Origin of the sequence: Mesorhizobium sp. STM 4661 (genome assembly GCF_000359125.1) — a bacterium.
Taxonomy (GTDB): Bacteria; Pseudomonadota; Alphaproteobacteria; order Rhizobiales; family Rhizobiaceae; genus Mesorhizobium.
In genome coordinates this window covers 89,866-106,382 of sequence record NZ_CAAF010000063.1, presented here as the reverse complement: position 1 = coordinate 106,382, position 16,517 = coordinate 89,866, and the positions used below count along the sequence as shown (strand labels likewise).

The window sequence follows — 16,517 nt, the reverse complement described above, 5'->3', positions numbered from 1 at the left end:
CTAGGTCAGCAACTGCCGGCAAATGTCGATGAACGCCGCGGCCCAGCCGTTCAGAAGAGCGAAGATGCCGAGCCAGACGAAAAGCAGGAAATGCCAGTACATGGCGCACAACTCGACGCTAAGGCAAAGCCGCTCCGGCCGTGCGCCGTTCCAGGCGCCGGCGATTGTCCTGCCCAGGCCCACCAACCCTCCCAGTATGTGCAGGCCATGCATTCCGGTGATCAGGTAGAAGAAGCTGTTGGCCGGATTTGAGGCCAGCAGGTAGCCGTCGGCAGTCAGGTCGCGCCATGCGATGAGCTGCCCGATCAGGAAGGCGAGGGCCGTGAGCCCAGCCGTGGCAAGGCCGAGCCTGACCGTGGCGATCTGGCCCTTGCGCGCAGCGACAGAGGCGCATTGCAGCGCAATGCTGCTCAGCACCAGCACCCCGGTGTTGAACCAGAGCAGGCGCGGGACGGGTAGCGGCTGCCAGTCCGACAGCGCCATGCGCATGAAGTAGGCGCTGGCGAACAGCGCGAACAGGCAGCCGACGACGGCGAGGAAGACGCCGAGGCCGATCTTGGCGGTCGGCAGCGCCGAGCCTTCCATGCCGACAGCGTCCCCGATCACACCTTGCTCCAGCCAAGGCTTCGTCATCAGCCGCTGATGGGAGAGCCACCATCCGGCAAAGCCGGCGATCACGAGCAGGAAAACCAGAATGACGCTCATGTCGGTTCCTTGGAAAGACCGAAGGACCCCGGCACGTTTTGCGGGATGAAGTCCTCCTTGGCGCCCGGCACGCTGTAATCGTAGGCCCAGCGATAGACGATCGGCAGTTCCTTGCCGAAATTGCCATGGGCCGGTGGCGTCTGCGGCGTCTGCCATTCGAGCGTCGTCGCGCGCCACGGATTGCCGCCGGCCTCCCGGCCATGGCGAATGCTCCAGATCAGATTGAACAGGAATACGATCTGCGCAAAGCCGACGAGGAACGCCATGATGGAGATGAACGAATTCAGATGATTCGCCGACTCCGTCATGACGGTCATGTCGGTCAGTTCGTTGTAGCGCCGCGGCACGCCCATCAGGCCGAGATAGTGCATGGGGAAGAAAATCAGATAGGCGCCGAGGAAGGTGACCCAGAAATGGAACCGGCCGAGCGTCTCGTTCAGCATCCGGCCGGTGACCTTCGGGTACCAATGGTAGATCGCGCCGAAAATCACGAGGATCGGGGCGACGCCCATGACCATGTGGAAATGGGCGACGACGAACATCGTGTCCGAGAGCGGAACGTCGACGACGACGTTGCCGAGGAACAATCCGGTCAACCCGCCATTGACGAAGGTGACGATGAAGGCCATGGCAAAAAGCATCGGAATGGTGAGGTGGATATCGCCGCGCCACAGCGTCAGCACCCAATTGTAGACCTTGATGGCGGTCGGAATGGCGATGATCAGCGTCGTGGTGGCGAAGAAGAAACCGAAGTAAGGATTCATGCCGCTGACATACATGTGGTGCGCCCAGACCACGAAGCTCAGCGCGCCGATGCCGATGATGGCCCAGACCATCATCCGGTAGCCGAAGATGTTCTTGCGCGCATGGGTGCTGATCAGGTCGGATACGATGCCGAAGGCCGGCAGCGCGACGATGTAGACCTCGGGATGGCCGAAGAACCAGAACAGGTGCTGAAACAGGATCGGGCTGCCGCCGCCGTGCTGCAATTGTTCGCCCATCTCGACGATCGCCGGCATGAAGAAGGAGGTGCCGAGCACACGGTCGAACAGCATCATCACGCAGGCGACGAACAGCGCCGGGAAGGCAAGCAGCGCCATGACGGTCGCGGTGAAGATGCCCCAGACAGTCAGCGGCAGGCGCATCAGCGTCATGCCGCGCGTGCGGCCCTGCAGCACCGTCACGACGTAGTTCAGGCCGCCCATCGTGAAGCCGATGATGAACAGGATCAGCGAGACGAGCATCAGGATGATGCCCCAGTCCTGGCCACCCGGCGTGCCGGTCATGATGGCCTGCGGCGGGTAAAGCGTCCAGCCGGCGCCGGTCGGCCCGCCGGGCGCAAAGAAGCTCGACACCAGAACCAGCACGGCGAGCAGATAGATCCAGTAGCTCAGCATGTTGACATAGGGGAAAACCATGTCGCGAGCGCCGACCATCAGCGGGATCAGATAGTTGCCGAAGCCGCCCAGGAAGAGGGCGGTAAGCAGGTAGATCACCATGATCATGCCGTGCATGGTGATGAACTGGTAGTAGGCTTCCGGGGTGATGAAGTCGAACGTGCCGGGGAAGCCGAGCTGCAGCCGCATCAGCCAGGACAGCACCAGCGCGACCATGCCGATCGCCGTCGCCGTCGCCGAATATTGAATGGCGATGACCTTGGCATCCTGCGAGAAGACGTATTTCGTCCACCAACTGTGAGGATGGTAGAGTTCCATTTCCGCGACTTCGGCCGGCGGGATGGCATCTGCAGGCGTGACATCGACCATAGGAACACCTCCGTGCCCTTTTCAGCGAGACCCGACCGTTTCGAGCTTTGCTGCAATTTCCAGACCTGACGCGATCGTCTTCTCCGGTGTCTGGTCCGCCGAACCCGTTTGCTGGGGCGCCGACAATTGCGCGAAAGTCTGCTGCTCACCGAGCCAGGCCAGATAATCCTGCTCGGTGTCGACCATGACCACTCCACGCATCAAGGAATGTCCCTGGCCGCAAAGTTCGGCGCACAGAACCTGGAAGGTTCCGGTCTTGGTCGGGGTGAACCAGAAATAGGTGACCGAGCCGGGGATCATGTCCATCTTGGCGCGGAATTCCGGCACATAGAAATCATGCAGCACATCGATCGAGCGGAGCAGCATCTTGACCGGCTTGCCGACCGGCAGATGCAGATCGGCCGCCTCGACGATGACATCGTCCTGGCCATTGGGATCGCTGGCGATTACGCCCAGCGGATTTTCAGGCGTGACGTCACGGGTGTCGGATGTGCCGAGCTTGCCGTCCTTGCCGGGCAGGCGGAAACTCCACTGCCATTGCTGGCCGACGACTTCGACCTCGGTCGCGTCGCTCGGAACATTGACGAAGCGGCTCCAGACGAACAGGCCGGGAACCAGCAAGGCGGTGACGCCGGCCGCGGTGACGACCGTCAGCCACCATTCGAGCCGTTTGCTCTCCGGTTCGTATGCCGCTCGGTTCCCTTCCCGATGACGGAAGCGAAAGACGCAATAGGCCATGAACAAGACGACGGCGGCGAAGACGACGCCGGTGATCCAGAAGGTAATGATGATGGTGTTGTCGATATAGTCCCAGTTCGAGGCAATCGGCGTCCACCACCATGGGCTCAGGAAGTGGAACAACACCGAGCCCACAACGATCAAAACGAGTACAAGCGCTATGGCCATGTCCCGTTCCTCCCGGCATTCCAAGGGGCGCGAAGCCGTCCCGGTAGATGCCGATTGCATCATAGCTTGATTTGCCGTCGAAATTCTAGTGCGGTCTTCCGGTCGACCGAAAAAGCAATAGCAATGATGTGGGAGAACCCAGAAAGGCTACATCGAAGAACAGGTTGCCAAGGACGCCGAACAAACGCGGCGTTGTGACGAACGCGAAAGGCCGCCCTTGAGGCCGCCTCTTTTCGTTGTGGCGTCGCGGCAACAGGCATCCGGGCAAGTGAGGGCTGGCGACTGGCGATACGAAGCCTTGATCATTATCTGCGCTGTGTTGCAAAGCGCAGGATTGCTGGAGGCGTCGTTGAGGCTACTGGTTGGTATCGGAGGCGCGATCGCCACGGCATTGCTGCTTGCCTCGGTCTGCGGCATCGCCCAGGCCGGAGCCGCGCTCGACAATTGGCGCTTCGACGAGGGCAGCGATGGTCTGGTCACCGCCTCGCTCTATGCCACCAACAAGCTGATCACCGGCGGCGGCGCCCTGAGCTACAGCCCGGTGCTGACCATCGCTTGCCGCAAGGACGGCGAACCGCGCTGGAGCGAATGGCTGCATTTGAACGATGCCGTCTCCGCCAGAGGCACGATCACCATGTCGGTGACCGCCGACCAGGGCAAGAAGGTCAGCGAAAGCTGGTCGGTCGGCACGCGCGGCAGGATGCTGGTTCGCGATGGTGCCGACGGCGTCAAGCGACTGGTGTCGGCGAACCGGTTGCTGCTGTCCTGGCGGTTCGGGCTGTTGTCGGGACGAGGCGAGGCCGATTTCGACCTTGCCGGCGTCAACGAGGCCGTCGGCCAGATCGCCGGCACCTGCAATGCGGAATTGCCTTGATGAGGTCGGCAGCGGGCAGGGCCGCGTGAGGAACGACAGTCGTCCGTATGCTGAAGGTGATGAGCGAAGCGGCGCCGGCTTTTACACCGTGCACGTTGTTTTGCCGCGCATAGAACTTGCCAGGCTCAAGGGCCTGACCTTAGCGTCCGGTATGCCTGTCGAGGTGTTCTTTTCGACCGGCAACCGCACGATGTTGTCCTACCACGTAAAGCCCATGGCCGATCAGATCGAGCGGGCTTTCAGGGAGGAGTGAAATCTGACGGCAACAAAGCCGTCACGGGCGCAATCGCAGCGATTGATAGTGGTAGGCCGGGCGACGACCCGACGGCCATGATTGATGTCTTTAACTTCCTGTTAACCGCATGCTCGGTGAAAATATCCGATTAACCGCGGATGCCTATTTTCGCGGCTATATATCAGTGGTTGCGGTTCACATGAGTCTTGGGAATGTGCGGATTCGGGGGCTATTTCGGTTCGATCCGTGATGCGGAAGCTTTGCTCTCGCGCATGATAGCGGCGATCGCCCATCGTGGACCGGATGAGCAGGGGAAATTCGTGGCGCCCGACGCCGGGCTCGGGCATGCGCGGCTGTCCGTGATCGGAATTGGTGATGGCCAGCAGCCGATGTCGGACGTGACCGGCGATCTGACGATTGCGTTCAACGGCGAGATTTTCAACTACGTGGAACTGCGCGAAGGGTTGCTGGCCAAGGGCCGGCGCTTCCGCACGTCGAGCGACACGGAAGTCATCCTGCAGCTTTATGACGAGATGGGCGAAGACTGCCTGTCCATGCTGAACGGCGATTTCGCCTTCGCGCTGTGGGACAATCGGCGCCGGCGCATGGTGCTTGCACGAGACCGGATGGGTGTCCGGCCGCTGTTTTACACCAGCAAGGACGGGGTGCTTTATTTCGCCTCGGAGATCAAAGCCCTGCTCGAGGTGCCCGGCATCCCGGCCGAGATCGATCCGATCGCACTCGACCAGATCTTTACGCTCTGGGCGCCGATCGCCCCGCGTACGGCTTTCCGCAATATTAGCGAGTTGGAGCCGGCGAGCGTCATGATAGCGGCGCAGGGGCAGGTCACGGTCAAACCCTATTGGCAGCTGGACTATCCGCATCTGGATGCGCAGTCGGAGATCACGAACGAGGACCAGGCGGCTGAGGAACTGCAGGCGGTTTTGACCGATGCTGTGAGGCTTCGCATGCGGGCGGACGTGCCGGTCGGCTCTTATCTTTCGGGCGGGCTCGATTCATCGGTTGTTTCGGCGCTCGCCGCTGGCATGACTCCTCGGAGACTACAGACATTTTCTGTAGCGTTCGACAGCGCCGAGCACGACGAAAGCGCCTTCCAGACCGAGATGGCGTTAGCAATCGGCGCTGATCATCGAGCCATAGTCAGCCGTGCCGGCGATATCGCCCGTGTCTTCCCCGAAGTCATCCACTTTACCGAGCGGCCGATCATCCGCACAGCGCCGGCGCCCCTCTATCAATTGTCCGGCCTGGTTCGCCAGGCCGGCCTGAAGGTTGTGCTGACCGGCGAGGGCGCCGACGAGGTGTTCGCAGGGTATGACATCTTCAAGGAGGCACGTGTTCGCCGGTTCTGCGCGCGTCAGCCGGCATCGCGCATGAGGCCAAAGCTGTTCCGCAAGCTCTATCCCTATCTGCCGGGTCTGCAACAGCAATCCGTCGAGTATCTGTCCGCATTCTTTGGCGTCGACAGCGCTTCCCTCGATGACCCGCTGTTCTCGCATCGGCCACGCTTCAAGACCACGGCGGCGGCAAAGATCTTCTTTTCAGGTGACCTGCGTGCGACGTTGAAGGGTTACAACGCGGTCGAGGAGTTGGCCGACCGGTTGCCCGAGGCATTTTCGCTCTGGCACCCGCTGCATCAGGCGCAATATCTCGAGACCCGTTTCCTTCTGCCGGGGTACATCCTCTCCAGCCAAGGCGATCGCATGGCCATGGCGCATGGTATCGAAGGACGTTTCCCTTTCCTCGACCATCGTTTGGTGGAGTTCGCGGCAAGGCTTTCGCCGGAAATGAAGCTGAAGGGATTGGTCGAAAAGCACATACTGCGCAAGGCAACCAGGCACCTGCTTCCGATGGCGATCGGGGAGCGCACCAAACAACCTTACCGAGCCCCGGACGCCCGCTCCTTCGTGGGAGCCGGAGAACTGGATTACGTCCGCGACTCCTTGAGCGAAGCGAGCATCGCCGCCGGCGGACTATTCAACGCCAAGGCGGTGGCAAGTCTTCATGAGAAATGCCGCACGCAGCCGGCGTCCGGGTTCCGCGACAACGCGGCCTTCGTCGGCATCTTGTCGACGCAACTGTGGCAGAAGAATTTCACCGGCCAACAGGTCGGTGCAGCACGAGCAGCCTGAGAAACCCAGGGAAGGAAAGAAGAATGGCTACAATCAAGGACAAGGTCAGAACCTTTATCGTCGACAACTTCCTGTTCGGCGACAAATCATACCAGCTTGCGGATACAGATTCGCTGATCGAGAACGACATCATCGACTCGACCGCCGTGCTGGAACTCGTGGCTTTCATAGAGGACGATTTCGGCATAGCGATGGTCGATTCCGACGTCGTGCCGGCCAATCTGGATTCGATTGAACGCCTCTCAACCTTCATCAATGCGCGAGCAAAGGCGCTGGCAGCGTAGGTGCGGTCGGCGAGGAGTGGTTCATGCGGATCGAATATTTTCTGGCTGCCAAGGCCGCTGCCCATCCCGCCAAAACGGCATTGATCACCAAGGACAAAAGGCTGTGCTACGAAGAACTGGACGATCTCTCCAGCCGCCTGGCCGCCGCCCTTTTTACGAATAGCGTCAGGCGCAACGACCGGGTCCTGATCTTCATGGACAATTGCTGGGAGGCCGCGGTTTCGATTTTCGCGGTCCTCAAGGCAGGGGCGACGTTCAGTCCGATCAACGCATCCACCAAGGCCGAAAAGCTCGCCTACATAATCGGCGACTGCGACGCTGCGGCGATCCTCACGCAGGCAAAACTGATGCCCGTGGTCGCCGAGGCCTGCGGATCGAGCGGCAGGACCGGCATCTTCGTGGCTTCCACCGTTGGTGCCGATGACCAATGCCCGGCAGGGGCGACATCGCTGGCCGACTGCCTGACGCTCGAAGCCAGGGAGATAGATCACCGCGGCATCGACGTCGATCTTGCCATGCTGATCTACACCTCGGGCTCAACGGGCCGACCCAAGGGCGTGATGATGACGCACCGCAATTGCGACGCGGCCGCGGAGTCCATCACCACCTATCTGCGCAACTCGCCGGACGACATTATTTTGAATGTTCTTCCCCTTGCCTTCGACTATGGCCTCTACCAGTTGCTGATGGCCGTCAGGCTCGGCGCCACGCTCGTGCTCGAAAAGTCCTTCGCTTTTCCTCAAGCGGTCTTTGAACGCATCCGCGAGGAGGGCGTCACCGGTCTTCCGCTCGTGCCCACGATGGCAGCGATGATCCTGCGGATGCGTGACCTGACGCCGGGCTTCCTGCCCAGCCTTCGCTATATTTCCAACACGGCGGCGGCCTTGCCGCAGGCTCACATAGAACGCCTGCGCTTCCTTTTTCCCAGTGTCAGGCTCTATTCGATGTATGGCCTGACGGAATGCAAGCGCTGCACCTATCTACCGCCCGAGGAGCTCGATCGCCGGCCGGGATCGGTCGGAATAGCCATTCCGAACACCGAAGCCTTCGTGGTCGACGACCACGGGCAACGCGTGCCGCTGGGCGTAGCAGGTGAGTTGGTCATTCGCGGGCCGCATGTCATGCAGGGTTACTGGCGAAACGAAGCTGCAACCGAACGCACCCTGCGGCCGGGCCCAAACCCCTGGGAGAAGGTTCTCTACACCGGCGATCTGTTCAGAACCGATGAGGACGGCTTTCTCTATTTCGTCGGACGCAAGGACGACATCATAAAGACACGCGGAGAGAAGGTGGCCCCGAAGGAAGTGGAAGCCGTGCTTCACGCCCATCCGGGCATCGCGGAGGCCGTTGTCGTCGGCGTGGCGGATCCGGTGCTTGGGCATGCGATCGGCGCACTCGTCATACGCTCGGACCCAAAGCTCAGCGAAAAGGATGTCATGCGCCACTGCGCGCGTCATCTCGAGGATTTCATGGTTCCCAAGGTCATCGAGTTCCGCTCGGAATTGCCAAAGACGGATACGGGCAAGGTCAGCCGCCGGCTTGCGGCGGAAATGATGGAGGCCGCGCAATGAGTGTTCGCCCGAGCGAGGACGCGCAGACCATTCTGGCGCAGGCTCTGGCGATCGACCCCGCCGCCGAAACGGACAGGATCGTGACCGCCTTGCGCCAGCAGTTGCGCGGTGTTCGCAAGCGGGGCCTGACGCTCGGTCTTTCGGGCGGGATCGATTCAAGTGTTTCGGTCGCGCTGGCAGCGCGCGCCGCCGGCCCTCGGAATGTATTGTGCCTGTTCATGCCGGAAAACGATTCCGATCCGGAAAGTCTGCGGCTTGGCCGCCTTGTCGCCGACACTTTCGGTGTCGAGGCTATTGTGGAGGATATCGGGCCGGCCCTGCGCGCCATGGGCTGCTATGAGCGTCGCGACGCCTTCATCCGCGAATTGGTCCCGGAATACGGCGAAGGCTGGGCCTCGAAGATCGTGATCGCGAACGCGCTTGAGAGCGAAGGCTACAATATTTCGTCGCTGGTGGTCCAGGATCCGGAAGGCAAGCAGACGAAAGTAAGAATGCCGCTGCCGGTCTATCTCGGGATCGTCGCCGCCACCAATATGAAACAGCGCACCCGCAAGCAGATCGAATATTATCATGCCGATCGCCTGAACTTCGCCGTTCTTGGAACGCCGAACCGGCTGGAATACGATCAGGGGTTCTTCGTCAAGAACGGTGACGGCGCGGCCGACGTCAAGCCGATCGCACATCTCTATAAAACGCAGGTCTATGCGCTGGCGGCCTATCTCGGTATTCCCCAGGAAATCCTGAACCGGCCGCCGACCACCGATACCTACTCGCTGGCGCAGACACAGGAGGAGTTCTACTTCTCGCTTCCCTATGACCGCATGGATATTTGCCTTTGCGGCCTCAACAAGGGCATGGCGGCCGAAGTGGTGGGACAGGCGGCGGGACTGGACGCCTCGCAAGTGGAGCGTGTCTGGGCCGACATCACCGCCAAGCGAAAAGCCACGCGCTATCTCCATCTGCGCCCGCAACTCGTTGACGAAGTTAAGGAAGTCGGAACCTGACCTGCTTCGAACCGGGCCACGTGCTGAACAGCTCGTCAGGTGAAGCGGCCACCGATCAGCTGGCTCCACTGCTCGCCCGCAAGCCCATTCAGGAAGACTTGCGAGTTCTTCATGGCATCCATAAGCGCGGGATCGCGTGAATGCACGACGGTCGAGGCAACGGGTACGAAAGCTATGCGCCTTCCGAGCATTGCTTCCAGAAGTGCGGGTTGGATGCGGCCGCGCAGGCCGCAGACGCGGCGCGCGGCCGCATGATCGATCAGGCAATCGATCACTGAGCCCACCTGGCCGGGGAGGGCGAGGATCTGCAGCACGCGACCGATTCTATCCGGTCGTGCGTAATAGGCAAAAGCGCCGACATTGGCGCCGGCCGGAGATGCCACGGAAACATAGACAAGATCGCCCAGATCCGGCTTTTGCGCTGCGTCGGTCAAGATATGATCGAGTTGGCTTTCCGTCCAATCAGGGCGCAGAGCGAAGTGAGCGGTAAACGGCTCGATGAGTTTGGCAAATACGTCGCTGTCGATGTCGGCCGTTCGAAATGCTCCATGGCCTGCTCCGTCCGCAGCCACGCCAGACCAGCGCCGCTCGTTGTGCTGCATTCTCTTGCAGTAAAACCGGTCGAAGGCATGTGCAAACGGATTGAGTATCCGGGCAAGCCCGGTGCGATTGGCGAGAAGGCTGACCATGAAGGTCGACGGCCGCATTACGCGTACCCAGTCAAGGCTGTATTGCGGCAGGACCACGCCGCGCAGCCGGGTCCACAATTTCGCGGAAATGTCATTGGCCGTCTCGCTGAAGGAGATGTCCTGCGGACCATCCAGGAATGCCTTCAGCAGGCGGGCACCGGCCATGGGGTCGCGCTCATGATCCTCGACCATCAGCGAGCTGCAGGCCGCGGCGCGTAGTTGTCGGCCGTTGAACGTCATCGGCAATGTATGAACGCCGACAAATCCGGAAACGCGACCGGCGTCGTTGACGTGGACATGCGACCGGAGGTCGCCGCCGCCACCGGGCGCGTCCAGATAGAACCGTTTCATATACTCGACGAGGGAGGCCGGGGCTTCGGTCCGGTCCTTGCGCAGCACGCGTTGAAACATGCCCGCGACGGCCTGAAGGTCGCCACCTTCCAGGGCACGAATGATACTCAAGCCCAGCTCCCGGCGCCGGAGACCCGTCCACCGCACTTTCGGACCATGGCAACCCAGGGTTCCCCACTGGCTATCGCGTCGGACGTCAGGCGTTCGCAGGAAAAGCGCTGCAATATCAACGAATTGCATTCGCTCCTGCGGCCGACGAGTGAGTTGTGATGCTGCAGCAAGGCAGGCCCTTTGCTTGACGGGTGGAAACCAGGGTCCTTGCTGTTATCAACTTCGGGTAAACCGAAATTAAAGTTCTTGTAGCGAATTGAGTTTTGTCGGCTCGGATCACATCCTCGCTATTGCTGCCCTGCCAACGGCGAAGTTCCCGATATTCCGACAAGGGGCTTCACGTCCTGGCTAGAGGAACGCTTCGTATTGATCCCCGATCTTTTCAATTTCGAAATCCGCCGCTCTGCTCTTCAGGATGGCAACGGGGGTCGGATGGTCCAGCATCTCGGTCATCGCCTTTGCCAAGGCAGCGGCATCGCCAACCGGCACCAAGGCGCCGAAACGGCCGTCGGCAAGGATTTCGCGCGGGCCGTGTGGCGCATCCGTGGAGACTACGGGGACACCGGCAGCCATCGCTTCGACCAACACATTGCCAAAGCCCTCGCTCGTGGATGAAAGGACGAACAGATCGGCCGCGGCATAACAGGCCGCGGGATCGTTGACATAGCCGGCAAAGAGCACGTCGGCACGGACACCGGATTGTTCAGCTTGGGCGCGCAACTCGGCGGCCAGCGGACCGTCGCCGAAGATGACAAGTCGGGCGCGGCGGCTGGCGCGCAGGAGAGCGAAGGCCCGCAGTAAAGTCAGATGATCCTTGACCGGCACCAGGCGTCCGGCGGTGGCGATGACCGGACCATCGCCCATCGTCGCCAATTCCGCCTGCCAGGGATATGCCTGTGGCGCCGCGGCCGGCGGCAGCGGGTTGTTGATGACGACAACCTTGGATTTGGGGAAGCCGCGGGCCATGATATCGCGGCCAACACCCGCCGAAACGGTGATGGCTTTGGTCGCGCGCGCTGCAACCAGCGCGGAAAGCCAGATCGCCATTCTTGCGCCGAGGCTGCCGGAAGGCAGCGAGGCGGCTGCGTGGAAGCTCGGAAAGAACCTCGCCCGGCTTCGCGCCAATGAAAGCGCCAGCGCCACGACCAGATTGGCGAATTCGGGAGCGCTATAGACCGCATGGGGATCGAGCGATTTGAACAGACACGCGCTTCGCACGAGGCCTTTCAGCGTTGCCAACTTGCCGTAACCCTCACCCCGGATGGGAAGGCCGAAATCGACCAGATGCACGGCAGGGGAGCGCAGCACGGCGTTAGGCCCTTCCGCGTTCCAGGTAAAAAGTGTGACATCGTGCCCGCGGGACGCCAGTTCATTTGCCATGAGGACGAAGACACGTTCGGCGCCGCCGCCCCTCAGGCTGGCGATATGGAAAACGATGCGCTTCGCCATGCCTCGGTTCAGGCTTGGCTGGAGGCAATGCCTGATCGGTTCGGCTGCCGGCGCATGTCGCGAATGATGCCCATGCCAATGGCCAGCAGCATGCCCAGGCCAAAGCCTGCGAAAGCGCCCGCGCCTGCTACCAGGGGAGTGCGCGGCGGCCACGAGCGCCGTTGTGGCGGTACTGCGGTCGAAATCACCTGTACATTCGTGGTGTCGATCTGCTCGCGCTCGGCGATTTGGCGCGCACGTGACAGGAAGCTCTCATAGACCGCTCTCTTCGAAGCGGCGTCGCGTTCAAGCTCACGCAAGGCTACTTCGGACTCGCTGTCGGTGAAAACGTTGCCCCTCAGATCGTTCATCCCAGCGCTGAGAGAAGCCAATGAAGCCTTGGCCTTGTCCAGGTTGGCTTTTGCCGTGCCGACGGTGCGGGCGAACTCCGCCCCGAGTTGAGAACTGACGGTTTCGAATTCCGTCCTGAGCCTGACAATCGTCGGGTGACGAGGACCGAAAGTCATGGACTGTGAATCGATTTGCTGCCGCAGGCTGTTTGCCTTTTCGCGTAGCGCCGCGAGCGCTTCCGAAACCGTGGGGTCCGGATTGGCCCCGTTGACACCGGAGGCGATCAGGGCGTCGTAACTTGATTGCGCAGCGATGACGCGCGATTGCGCGTCCACAATTTCGCTGTTGAGCTGCGTCATCGTTTGCGAACTGACAAGCTGACCATTGCTGGTGGACAGGTTATTGCTGCGCCTGTAGGCCTCGACCTTTTCCTCTGCCGTTTGCACACCGCTTTTGAGCTCGCCGAGCCGGCTGTCAAGAGCAGCCGCAGCACGGCCGGCGCCGGCAGATTCCGCCTTGGCCAGCTCTTCCTGGAAGGTCTTGACTATGGCTTGCGAGATCAGGATCGCCTTGCCGGCGGTTTCGGCCGATACCGACAAGGTCGTGACAAACGACGTCGGGTCCGCGGTGACATCGACCCGCTCCGCCAGGTTCTTCAAGGCGACAAGCTTCGGGTCGGACTTGCTGCCATCCGCCACACCGCCAGATGTGGATGCGCTCCGGTCCGGGTCGAAAAACTCCGGATCGTTGGTCAGATCGAGTTCGTCCACGACACGGGAAAGCACATTGCCCGAGGTCAAGATGCGCTGCTTGCTGCGCGCGTTGAGTATTTGGCTGTCGACCTGGCCCGGTTGCGAATAGAGATCGTTTTCCACAACCTGCAAATTGGCAGGATTGATGAGGACGTCGGTGGTGACGGTATAGCGCTGTTTGCTCAGCAGGGCGTAGGCGCCGCCGACAATGCCGCCGATAACTGCCAGCATGCATGCCACAGCGAGCCCGGCCCGCAGCCAGACGAACAGGCGTCGAAAATCGAGCTCGAGGAAATCGCCGATCTTGTCCAGCGTCACCGTCGCGACTGGCTCGGATGCATGCGGTGTCACGACGGGCGCGGCGGCGCGTGCTGTGGCTGGGGCGCCTTGTTGCAGCATCGCCCTGCGCCGCGCATTGGCGATTCGTTCGAGCGCGCTGATATCGGAATCCGCCGCGGACGGGGAGGATGGGCCGGAGGCGGCAGGCATGGTGCAACCCTATTATTCGTTACGCGTGCCCTGCTTACAGAAACATCGTTAACATCTCATTTTCCAAGTTGGCTTATTTACCATTTCACGCGCCAGGTACGTTCATTGAATCTTGAATGAACGTCGTTGGCCAGAATGCCTTTTGAATACCCGCTGGGATGGCCATGAGCTCTACCGCCGCCGGATCGGAACGATTGTTGTCCAGCCAGGCTCGCCGTCAGAACGCGCTGTCGCTTCTGTTTTTCCTGTGCGCGGCGTTCGCGTTCCTGCTTCGCTTCACGGTGTCGCCGCAGATAATGAACATGGTCGTCGACTATACGGCCCAGGGCGGCTCGTTCTACGAGAAACTGCATTTCGGCACCTACGCGATCTTTCTGCTGCTTCCCGTCGTCCTCTTCAGCCGGCCGTTTCTGCTGCAGGGGGACGAAATTGGATTATTCAAAGCGTTGATGCGCTATTCGGTGCTGATTTTCGCGCTGGTGCCTTATCTGTTCGTTACCGGCCGTGCGGGCTCCTCCGGGTTCATCATCGATACCTATCTGGTGGCGGGCGCCGCAGGCCTGTTGATGCTGGCATTGAATGCGGATGTGCGGCGGGCGTTGGGCGACGTGGTGCTTGGCATGGCGATCCTGAGCGCAGTGATCGGCACGATCGAAGCGCTGACGCAACATCGGCTTCTGCCTTACGGCCTGAATGAACTGCAGTTCAGGCCAACCGGCCTGTCGGCGCACCCACTGGCACTGGGCGCGCTCTGCGCCACGGCAATCGGATTCGTGCCGCTGACGCATTGGCGCATATGGGTGCGGGTGATGGCGATCCTGGTATTGCTCGTCGGTTGTGCTGCGTCAGGCGCTCGTGCCGCCCTGATCCTCGCTGCCATGGAAACCCTCATTCTGCTGCTGTTCGTGCCGTGGCCGCGCCTGACGCCCAAGCACCAGCGGCAGGCCAAGTCCGTCGTCCTGCTATTCGCTCTGGCGGTTGGCGCGGTGCTGGTGACCGTGCTGGTTTCGGGCGGGCTGCTGAACCGCTTCAGCAATACGATCTTTGACGAAAACTTCATGGCGCGGGTGACGATCTACCAGGTGTTCGGACTTGTCAGCTGGAAAGACATCCTGTTTGGCATGAACGTTGACGACCTCCTGGCGATCGTCAGAGCGAAGCTCCATCTGCCCTATATCGAAAGTGCGCCGGTGGTCATCACCCTGCTCTTTGGCTTGCCCATAGCCCTGTTCTTTACCGCGCTGATATTCTGGTTTGTTTTTCGGCTGCTGCGGGGGGCGCCGCTGCCGGCGTGGATCGGCACCATAACGTTCTTGCTTGCCGCGCTGTCGAACAACGCGCTTTCGTCAAAAACGCCGGAGATGGCGATCATCGTGGTGCTGCTGCTTGCCTATAGGAACCAGCCCTACACAGGCCAGCCGGAGAGCAGGTCTACGGTCGCTGTCGCAGCCAAGCCAAAACTGGATCGGGTCCGGTAGGCGCAGCCTCTAAAGCGCGTCGCGTTTGAGCGGATTCATGTGACGCGCTTTAGATTCTTGTTTTTATGCATGTCGTTATCGCAAAACCGCCGCGCACTTTTGCGCGACATGCATTAGACGCAGTCAGCCGGCGCTGTCCACAACTTCGACATTGCCGGCGCGATTGAGCGTGTGGATGCCCGTGCGAGCCCATGCCGGCCCCGGCCCGATCGGGCGGGGTGGCGCAAAACGGACATCGAAATCGTCAAGCCGATCCAGCCGCATCAGCCCCAGGCCGCCGCCATAGGCTCTCGACCCGTTTTGCACTGGCAATACCAGAGCGTCGCCGTGGCGGATAAAGGCGCCGCCGGGTCGAGTGGCCGAGTGATCGATGGCGATGGGATTGAGCACATGGGCTGCCCATGGCCCGCGCAGCGAGGGCGCGGAATAAGCGGCCATCGTATCCGACGCGCTGCCGTAGCCGAACCGCTCCGTCCCCAGCAGCCAGAAGCGCCCCTCGGATTCGAGCAGCGTGGCGTCATTGAAATCCCTGTCCGTCATCAGCACCGTGTCGCGTACCCAGCGATCTGGAAATTGCGCGGCACGATAGAGCACGAGTTCGCGCGCCGCGCCGCTTTCGGGGATCATGAAAATTTCGCCAGCGTGCGCGAACACCTGCGGATACGACAGATGGTGCGCTGCTTCCAGCACCACCCTCGGCACACCGAAAGTACCGTCGGCACCAAGTTCAGCGACAGAAATCACGCCGCGACCCGTGGCATAGGGAAATTCCTCGACAAACAGGTGGTGGCGGCCGTCGCGCTCGAAGACGAACGGGTCGGCGTAGAATCGCTGGCCGTCGTCCGCAAGCACAGTGAACGGCGTACCGTCGAGTTGTCCGGTTTCGGCTACGCCTGGCCCGTCGATCAGCCGATAGGCGACCTGCCAATAAAAGGGACGCCGTCCAAGTCTGATTTTTTGCATGGCGCGGTCGACCAGCCCTCTGCAGAAAAAGGACAGATAGTTTCGGAAAAAACCACCGCTCTTCAGGATCGGAGCCGGGCTGTCGGCAATTGGCACAAGTTCGCCCGCGGAAAAGCGGGCGACGCTTTGAACAACCAGCGAGATGGCCCCGGCGAGCAGATCGTTGCAGATGCGAGACAACCAGAGCCGATCGCTGAGCATGGGCCGTCCCCGGGCGACGGTAACGCCATCGAGGCGAACGGCAAGTTCGGGCAATCGGCTGCTCGCCAGCATCTCGGTGATACCGGTGGAAAAGCTGCTGTGGCCGCAAAATTCGAGCGTCAGGACCGGCGCGCCTCGTCCCGCGGCAGTGGCGGTAAGATCGACTATAAGGTCGACGGGACCTGGATCGCCAGACGGCAACGGCCCGG

The 16,517-nt window shown here is 61.2% G+C and carries 14 protein-coding genes; 7 read left to right on the top strand and 7 right to left on the bottom strand.

Features of this window, described 5'->3' with window-relative positions:
* The 3 genes from MESS4_RS20715 to coxB are packed head-to-tail and all read right to left on the bottom strand — an operon-like array spanning position 1 to position 3,377.
* Positions 1-705 (bottom strand): cytochrome c oxidase subunit 3, encoded by a 705-nt coding sequence (locus MESS4_RS20715; protein ID WP_006335165.1) that lies wholly within the window; start codon positions 703-705, stop codon positions 1-3.
* Positions 702-2,471 (bottom strand): cytochrome c oxidase subunit I, encoded by a 1,770-nt coding sequence (ctaD, locus tag MESS4_RS20710; RefSeq protein WP_006335157.1) that lies wholly within the window; start codon positions 2,469-2,471, stop codon positions 702-704. Before ctaD ends, MESS4_RS20715 begins: the two co-directional genes overlap by 4 nt.
* 21 nt (positions 2,472-2,492) lie before the next feature.
* Positions 2,493-3,377, bottom strand: coding sequence for a cytochrome c oxidase subunit II (gene coxB / locus MESS4_RS20705; RefSeq protein WP_006335156.1), 885 nt, complete (start codon positions 3,375-3,377; stop codon positions 2,493-2,495).
* Positions 3,378-3,726: 349 nt separating this feature from the next.
* Here coxB and MESS4_RS20700 point away from each other — a divergent pair, with 349 nt between their 5' ends.
* From MESS4_RS20700 to nadE, 6 genes are all read left to right on the top strand, one after another.
* Positions 3,727-4,251 carry a hypothetical protein gene (locus tag MESS4_RS20700; protein WP_036241783.1) on the top strand — a complete coding sequence of 175 codons (525 nt, stop codon included), beginning with the start codon at positions 3,727-3,729 and terminating at the stop codon, positions 4,249-4,251.
* A complete protein-coding gene (locus tag MESS4_RS20695; protein ID WP_036241760.1) occupies positions 4,235-4,504 on the top strand; it encodes a hypothetical protein in 270 nt (89 codons plus the stop codon). The genes MESS4_RS20700 and MESS4_RS20695 overlap by 17 nt, the downstream gene beginning before the upstream one ends.
* Before the next feature lie 194 nt (positions 4,505-4,698).
* Positions 4,699-6,636 carry an asparagine synthase (glutamine-hydrolyzing) gene (gene asnB, locus MESS4_RS20690; protein ID WP_006335154.1) on the top strand — a complete coding sequence of 646 codons (1,938 nt, stop codon included), beginning with the start codon at positions 4,699-4,701 and terminating at the stop codon, positions 6,634-6,636.
* A gap of 23 nt (positions 6,637-6,659) precedes the next feature.
* A complete protein-coding gene (locus MESS4_RS20685; protein ID WP_006335153.1) occupies positions 6,660-6,920 on the top strand; it encodes an acyl carrier protein in 261 nt (86 codons plus the stop codon).
* Between the two features lie 23 nt (positions 6,921-6,943).
* Complete coding sequence (locus MESS4_RS20680) at positions 6,944-8,491, top strand: AMP-binding protein (protein WP_006335152.1); 1,548 nt, start codon at positions 6,944-6,946, stop codon at positions 8,489-8,491.
* On the top strand, positions 8,488-9,495 hold the full coding sequence (gene nadE, locus MESS4_RS20675) for an NAD(+) synthase (protein ID WP_006335151.1): 1,008 nt from the start codon (positions 8,488-8,490) through the stop codon (positions 9,493-9,495). The genes MESS4_RS20680 and nadE overlap by 4 nt, the downstream gene beginning before the upstream one ends.
* Positions 9,496-9,530: 35 nt before the next feature.
* Here the strand turns inward: nadE and MESS4_RS20670 are convergent, their stop codons facing one another.
* The 3 genes from MESS4_RS20670 to MESS4_RS20660 all read right to left on the bottom strand — a co-directional run bounded on the left by MESS4_RS20670 (position 9,531) and on the right by MESS4_RS20660 (position 13,666).
* The gene (locus tag MESS4_RS20670) at positions 9,531-10,646 is read right to left on the bottom strand and encodes a hypothetical protein (RefSeq protein ID WP_006335150.1); all 1,116 of its coding nucleotides are present in this window, start codon (positions 10,644-10,646) and stop codon (positions 9,531-9,533) included.
* Positions 10,647-10,994: 348 nt separating this feature from the next.
* Positions 10,995-12,095: a glycosyltransferase gene (locus MESS4_RS20665; protein ID WP_006335148.1), complete on the bottom strand. Its 1,101-nt coding sequence runs from the start codon at positions 12,093-12,095 to the stop codon at positions 10,995-10,997.
* Between the two features lie 8 nt (positions 12,096-12,103).
* Positions 12,104-13,666 (bottom strand): GumC family protein, encoded by a 1,563-nt coding sequence (locus MESS4_RS20660; RefSeq protein ID WP_006335147.1) that lies wholly within the window; start codon positions 13,664-13,666, stop codon positions 12,104-12,106.
* Between the two features lie 164 nt (positions 13,667-13,830).
* Between MESS4_RS20660 and MESS4_RS20655 the strand changes: the two genes are divergently transcribed.
* Positions 13,831-15,144: a VpsF family polysaccharide biosynthesis protein gene (locus MESS4_RS20655; RefSeq protein WP_006335146.1), complete on the top strand. Its 1,314-nt coding sequence runs from the start codon at positions 13,831-13,833 to the stop codon at positions 15,142-15,144.
* Between the two features lie 123 nt (positions 15,145-15,267).
* Here MESS4_RS20655 and MESS4_RS20650 read toward each other — a convergent pair whose 3' ends face one another.
* Positions 15,268-16,380, bottom strand: a complete 1,113-nt coding sequence (locus MESS4_RS20650) for a hypothetical protein (RefSeq protein ID WP_244441176.1) — start codon at positions 16,378-16,380, stop codon at positions 15,268-15,270.
* Between the last annotated feature and the right edge of the window lie 137 nt (positions 16,381-16,517).

Excerpts from the sequence above, each read along its gene's own strand:
- MESS4_RS20715 (WP_006335165.1), bottom strand. The coding sequence starts at position 705 with ATGAGCGTCATTCTGGTTTTCCTGCTCGTGATCGCCGGCTTTGCCGGA.
- ctaD (WP_006335157.1), bottom strand. The coding sequence starts at position 2,471 with ATGGTCGATGTCACGCCTGCAGATGCCATCCCGCCGGCCGAAGTCGCG.
- coxB (WP_006335156.1), bottom strand. The coding sequence starts at position 3,377 with ATGGCCATAGCGCTTGTACTCGTTTTGATCGTTGTGGGCTCGGTGTTG.
- MESS4_RS20695 (WP_036241760.1), top strand. The coding sequence starts at position 4,235 with ATGCGGAATTGCCTTGATGAGGTCGGCAGCGGGCAGGGCCGCGTGAGG.
- asnB (WP_006335154.1), top strand. The coding sequence starts at position 4,699 with ATGTGCGGATTCGGGGGCTATTTCGGTTCGATCCGTGATGCGGAAGCT.
- MESS4_RS20685 (WP_006335153.1), top strand. The coding sequence starts at position 6,660 with ATGGCTACAATCAAGGACAAGGTCAGAACCTTTATCGTCGACAACTTC.
- MESS4_RS20680 (WP_006335152.1), top strand. The coding sequence starts at position 6,944 with ATGCGGATCGAATATTTTCTGGCTGCCAAGGCCGCTGCCCATCCCGCC.
- nadE (WP_006335151.1), top strand. The coding sequence starts at position 8,488 with ATGAGTGTTCGCCCGAGCGAGGACGCGCAGACCATTCTGGCGCAGGCT.
- MESS4_RS20665 (WP_006335148.1), bottom strand. The coding sequence starts at position 12,095 with ATGGCGAAGCGCATCGTTTTCCATATCGCCAGCCTGAGGGGCGGCGGC.
- MESS4_RS20660 (WP_006335147.1), bottom strand. The coding sequence starts at position 13,666 with ATGCCTGCCGCCTCCGGCCCATCCTCCCCGTCCGCGGCGGATTCCGAT.
- MESS4_RS20655 (WP_006335146.1), top strand. The coding sequence starts at position 13,831 with ATGAGCTCTACCGCCGCCGGATCGGAACGATTGTTGTCCAGCCAGGCT.
- MESS4_RS20650 (WP_244441176.1), bottom strand. The coding sequence starts at position 16,380 with ATGCTGGCGAGCAGCCGATTGCCCGAACTTGCCGTTCGCCTCGATGGC.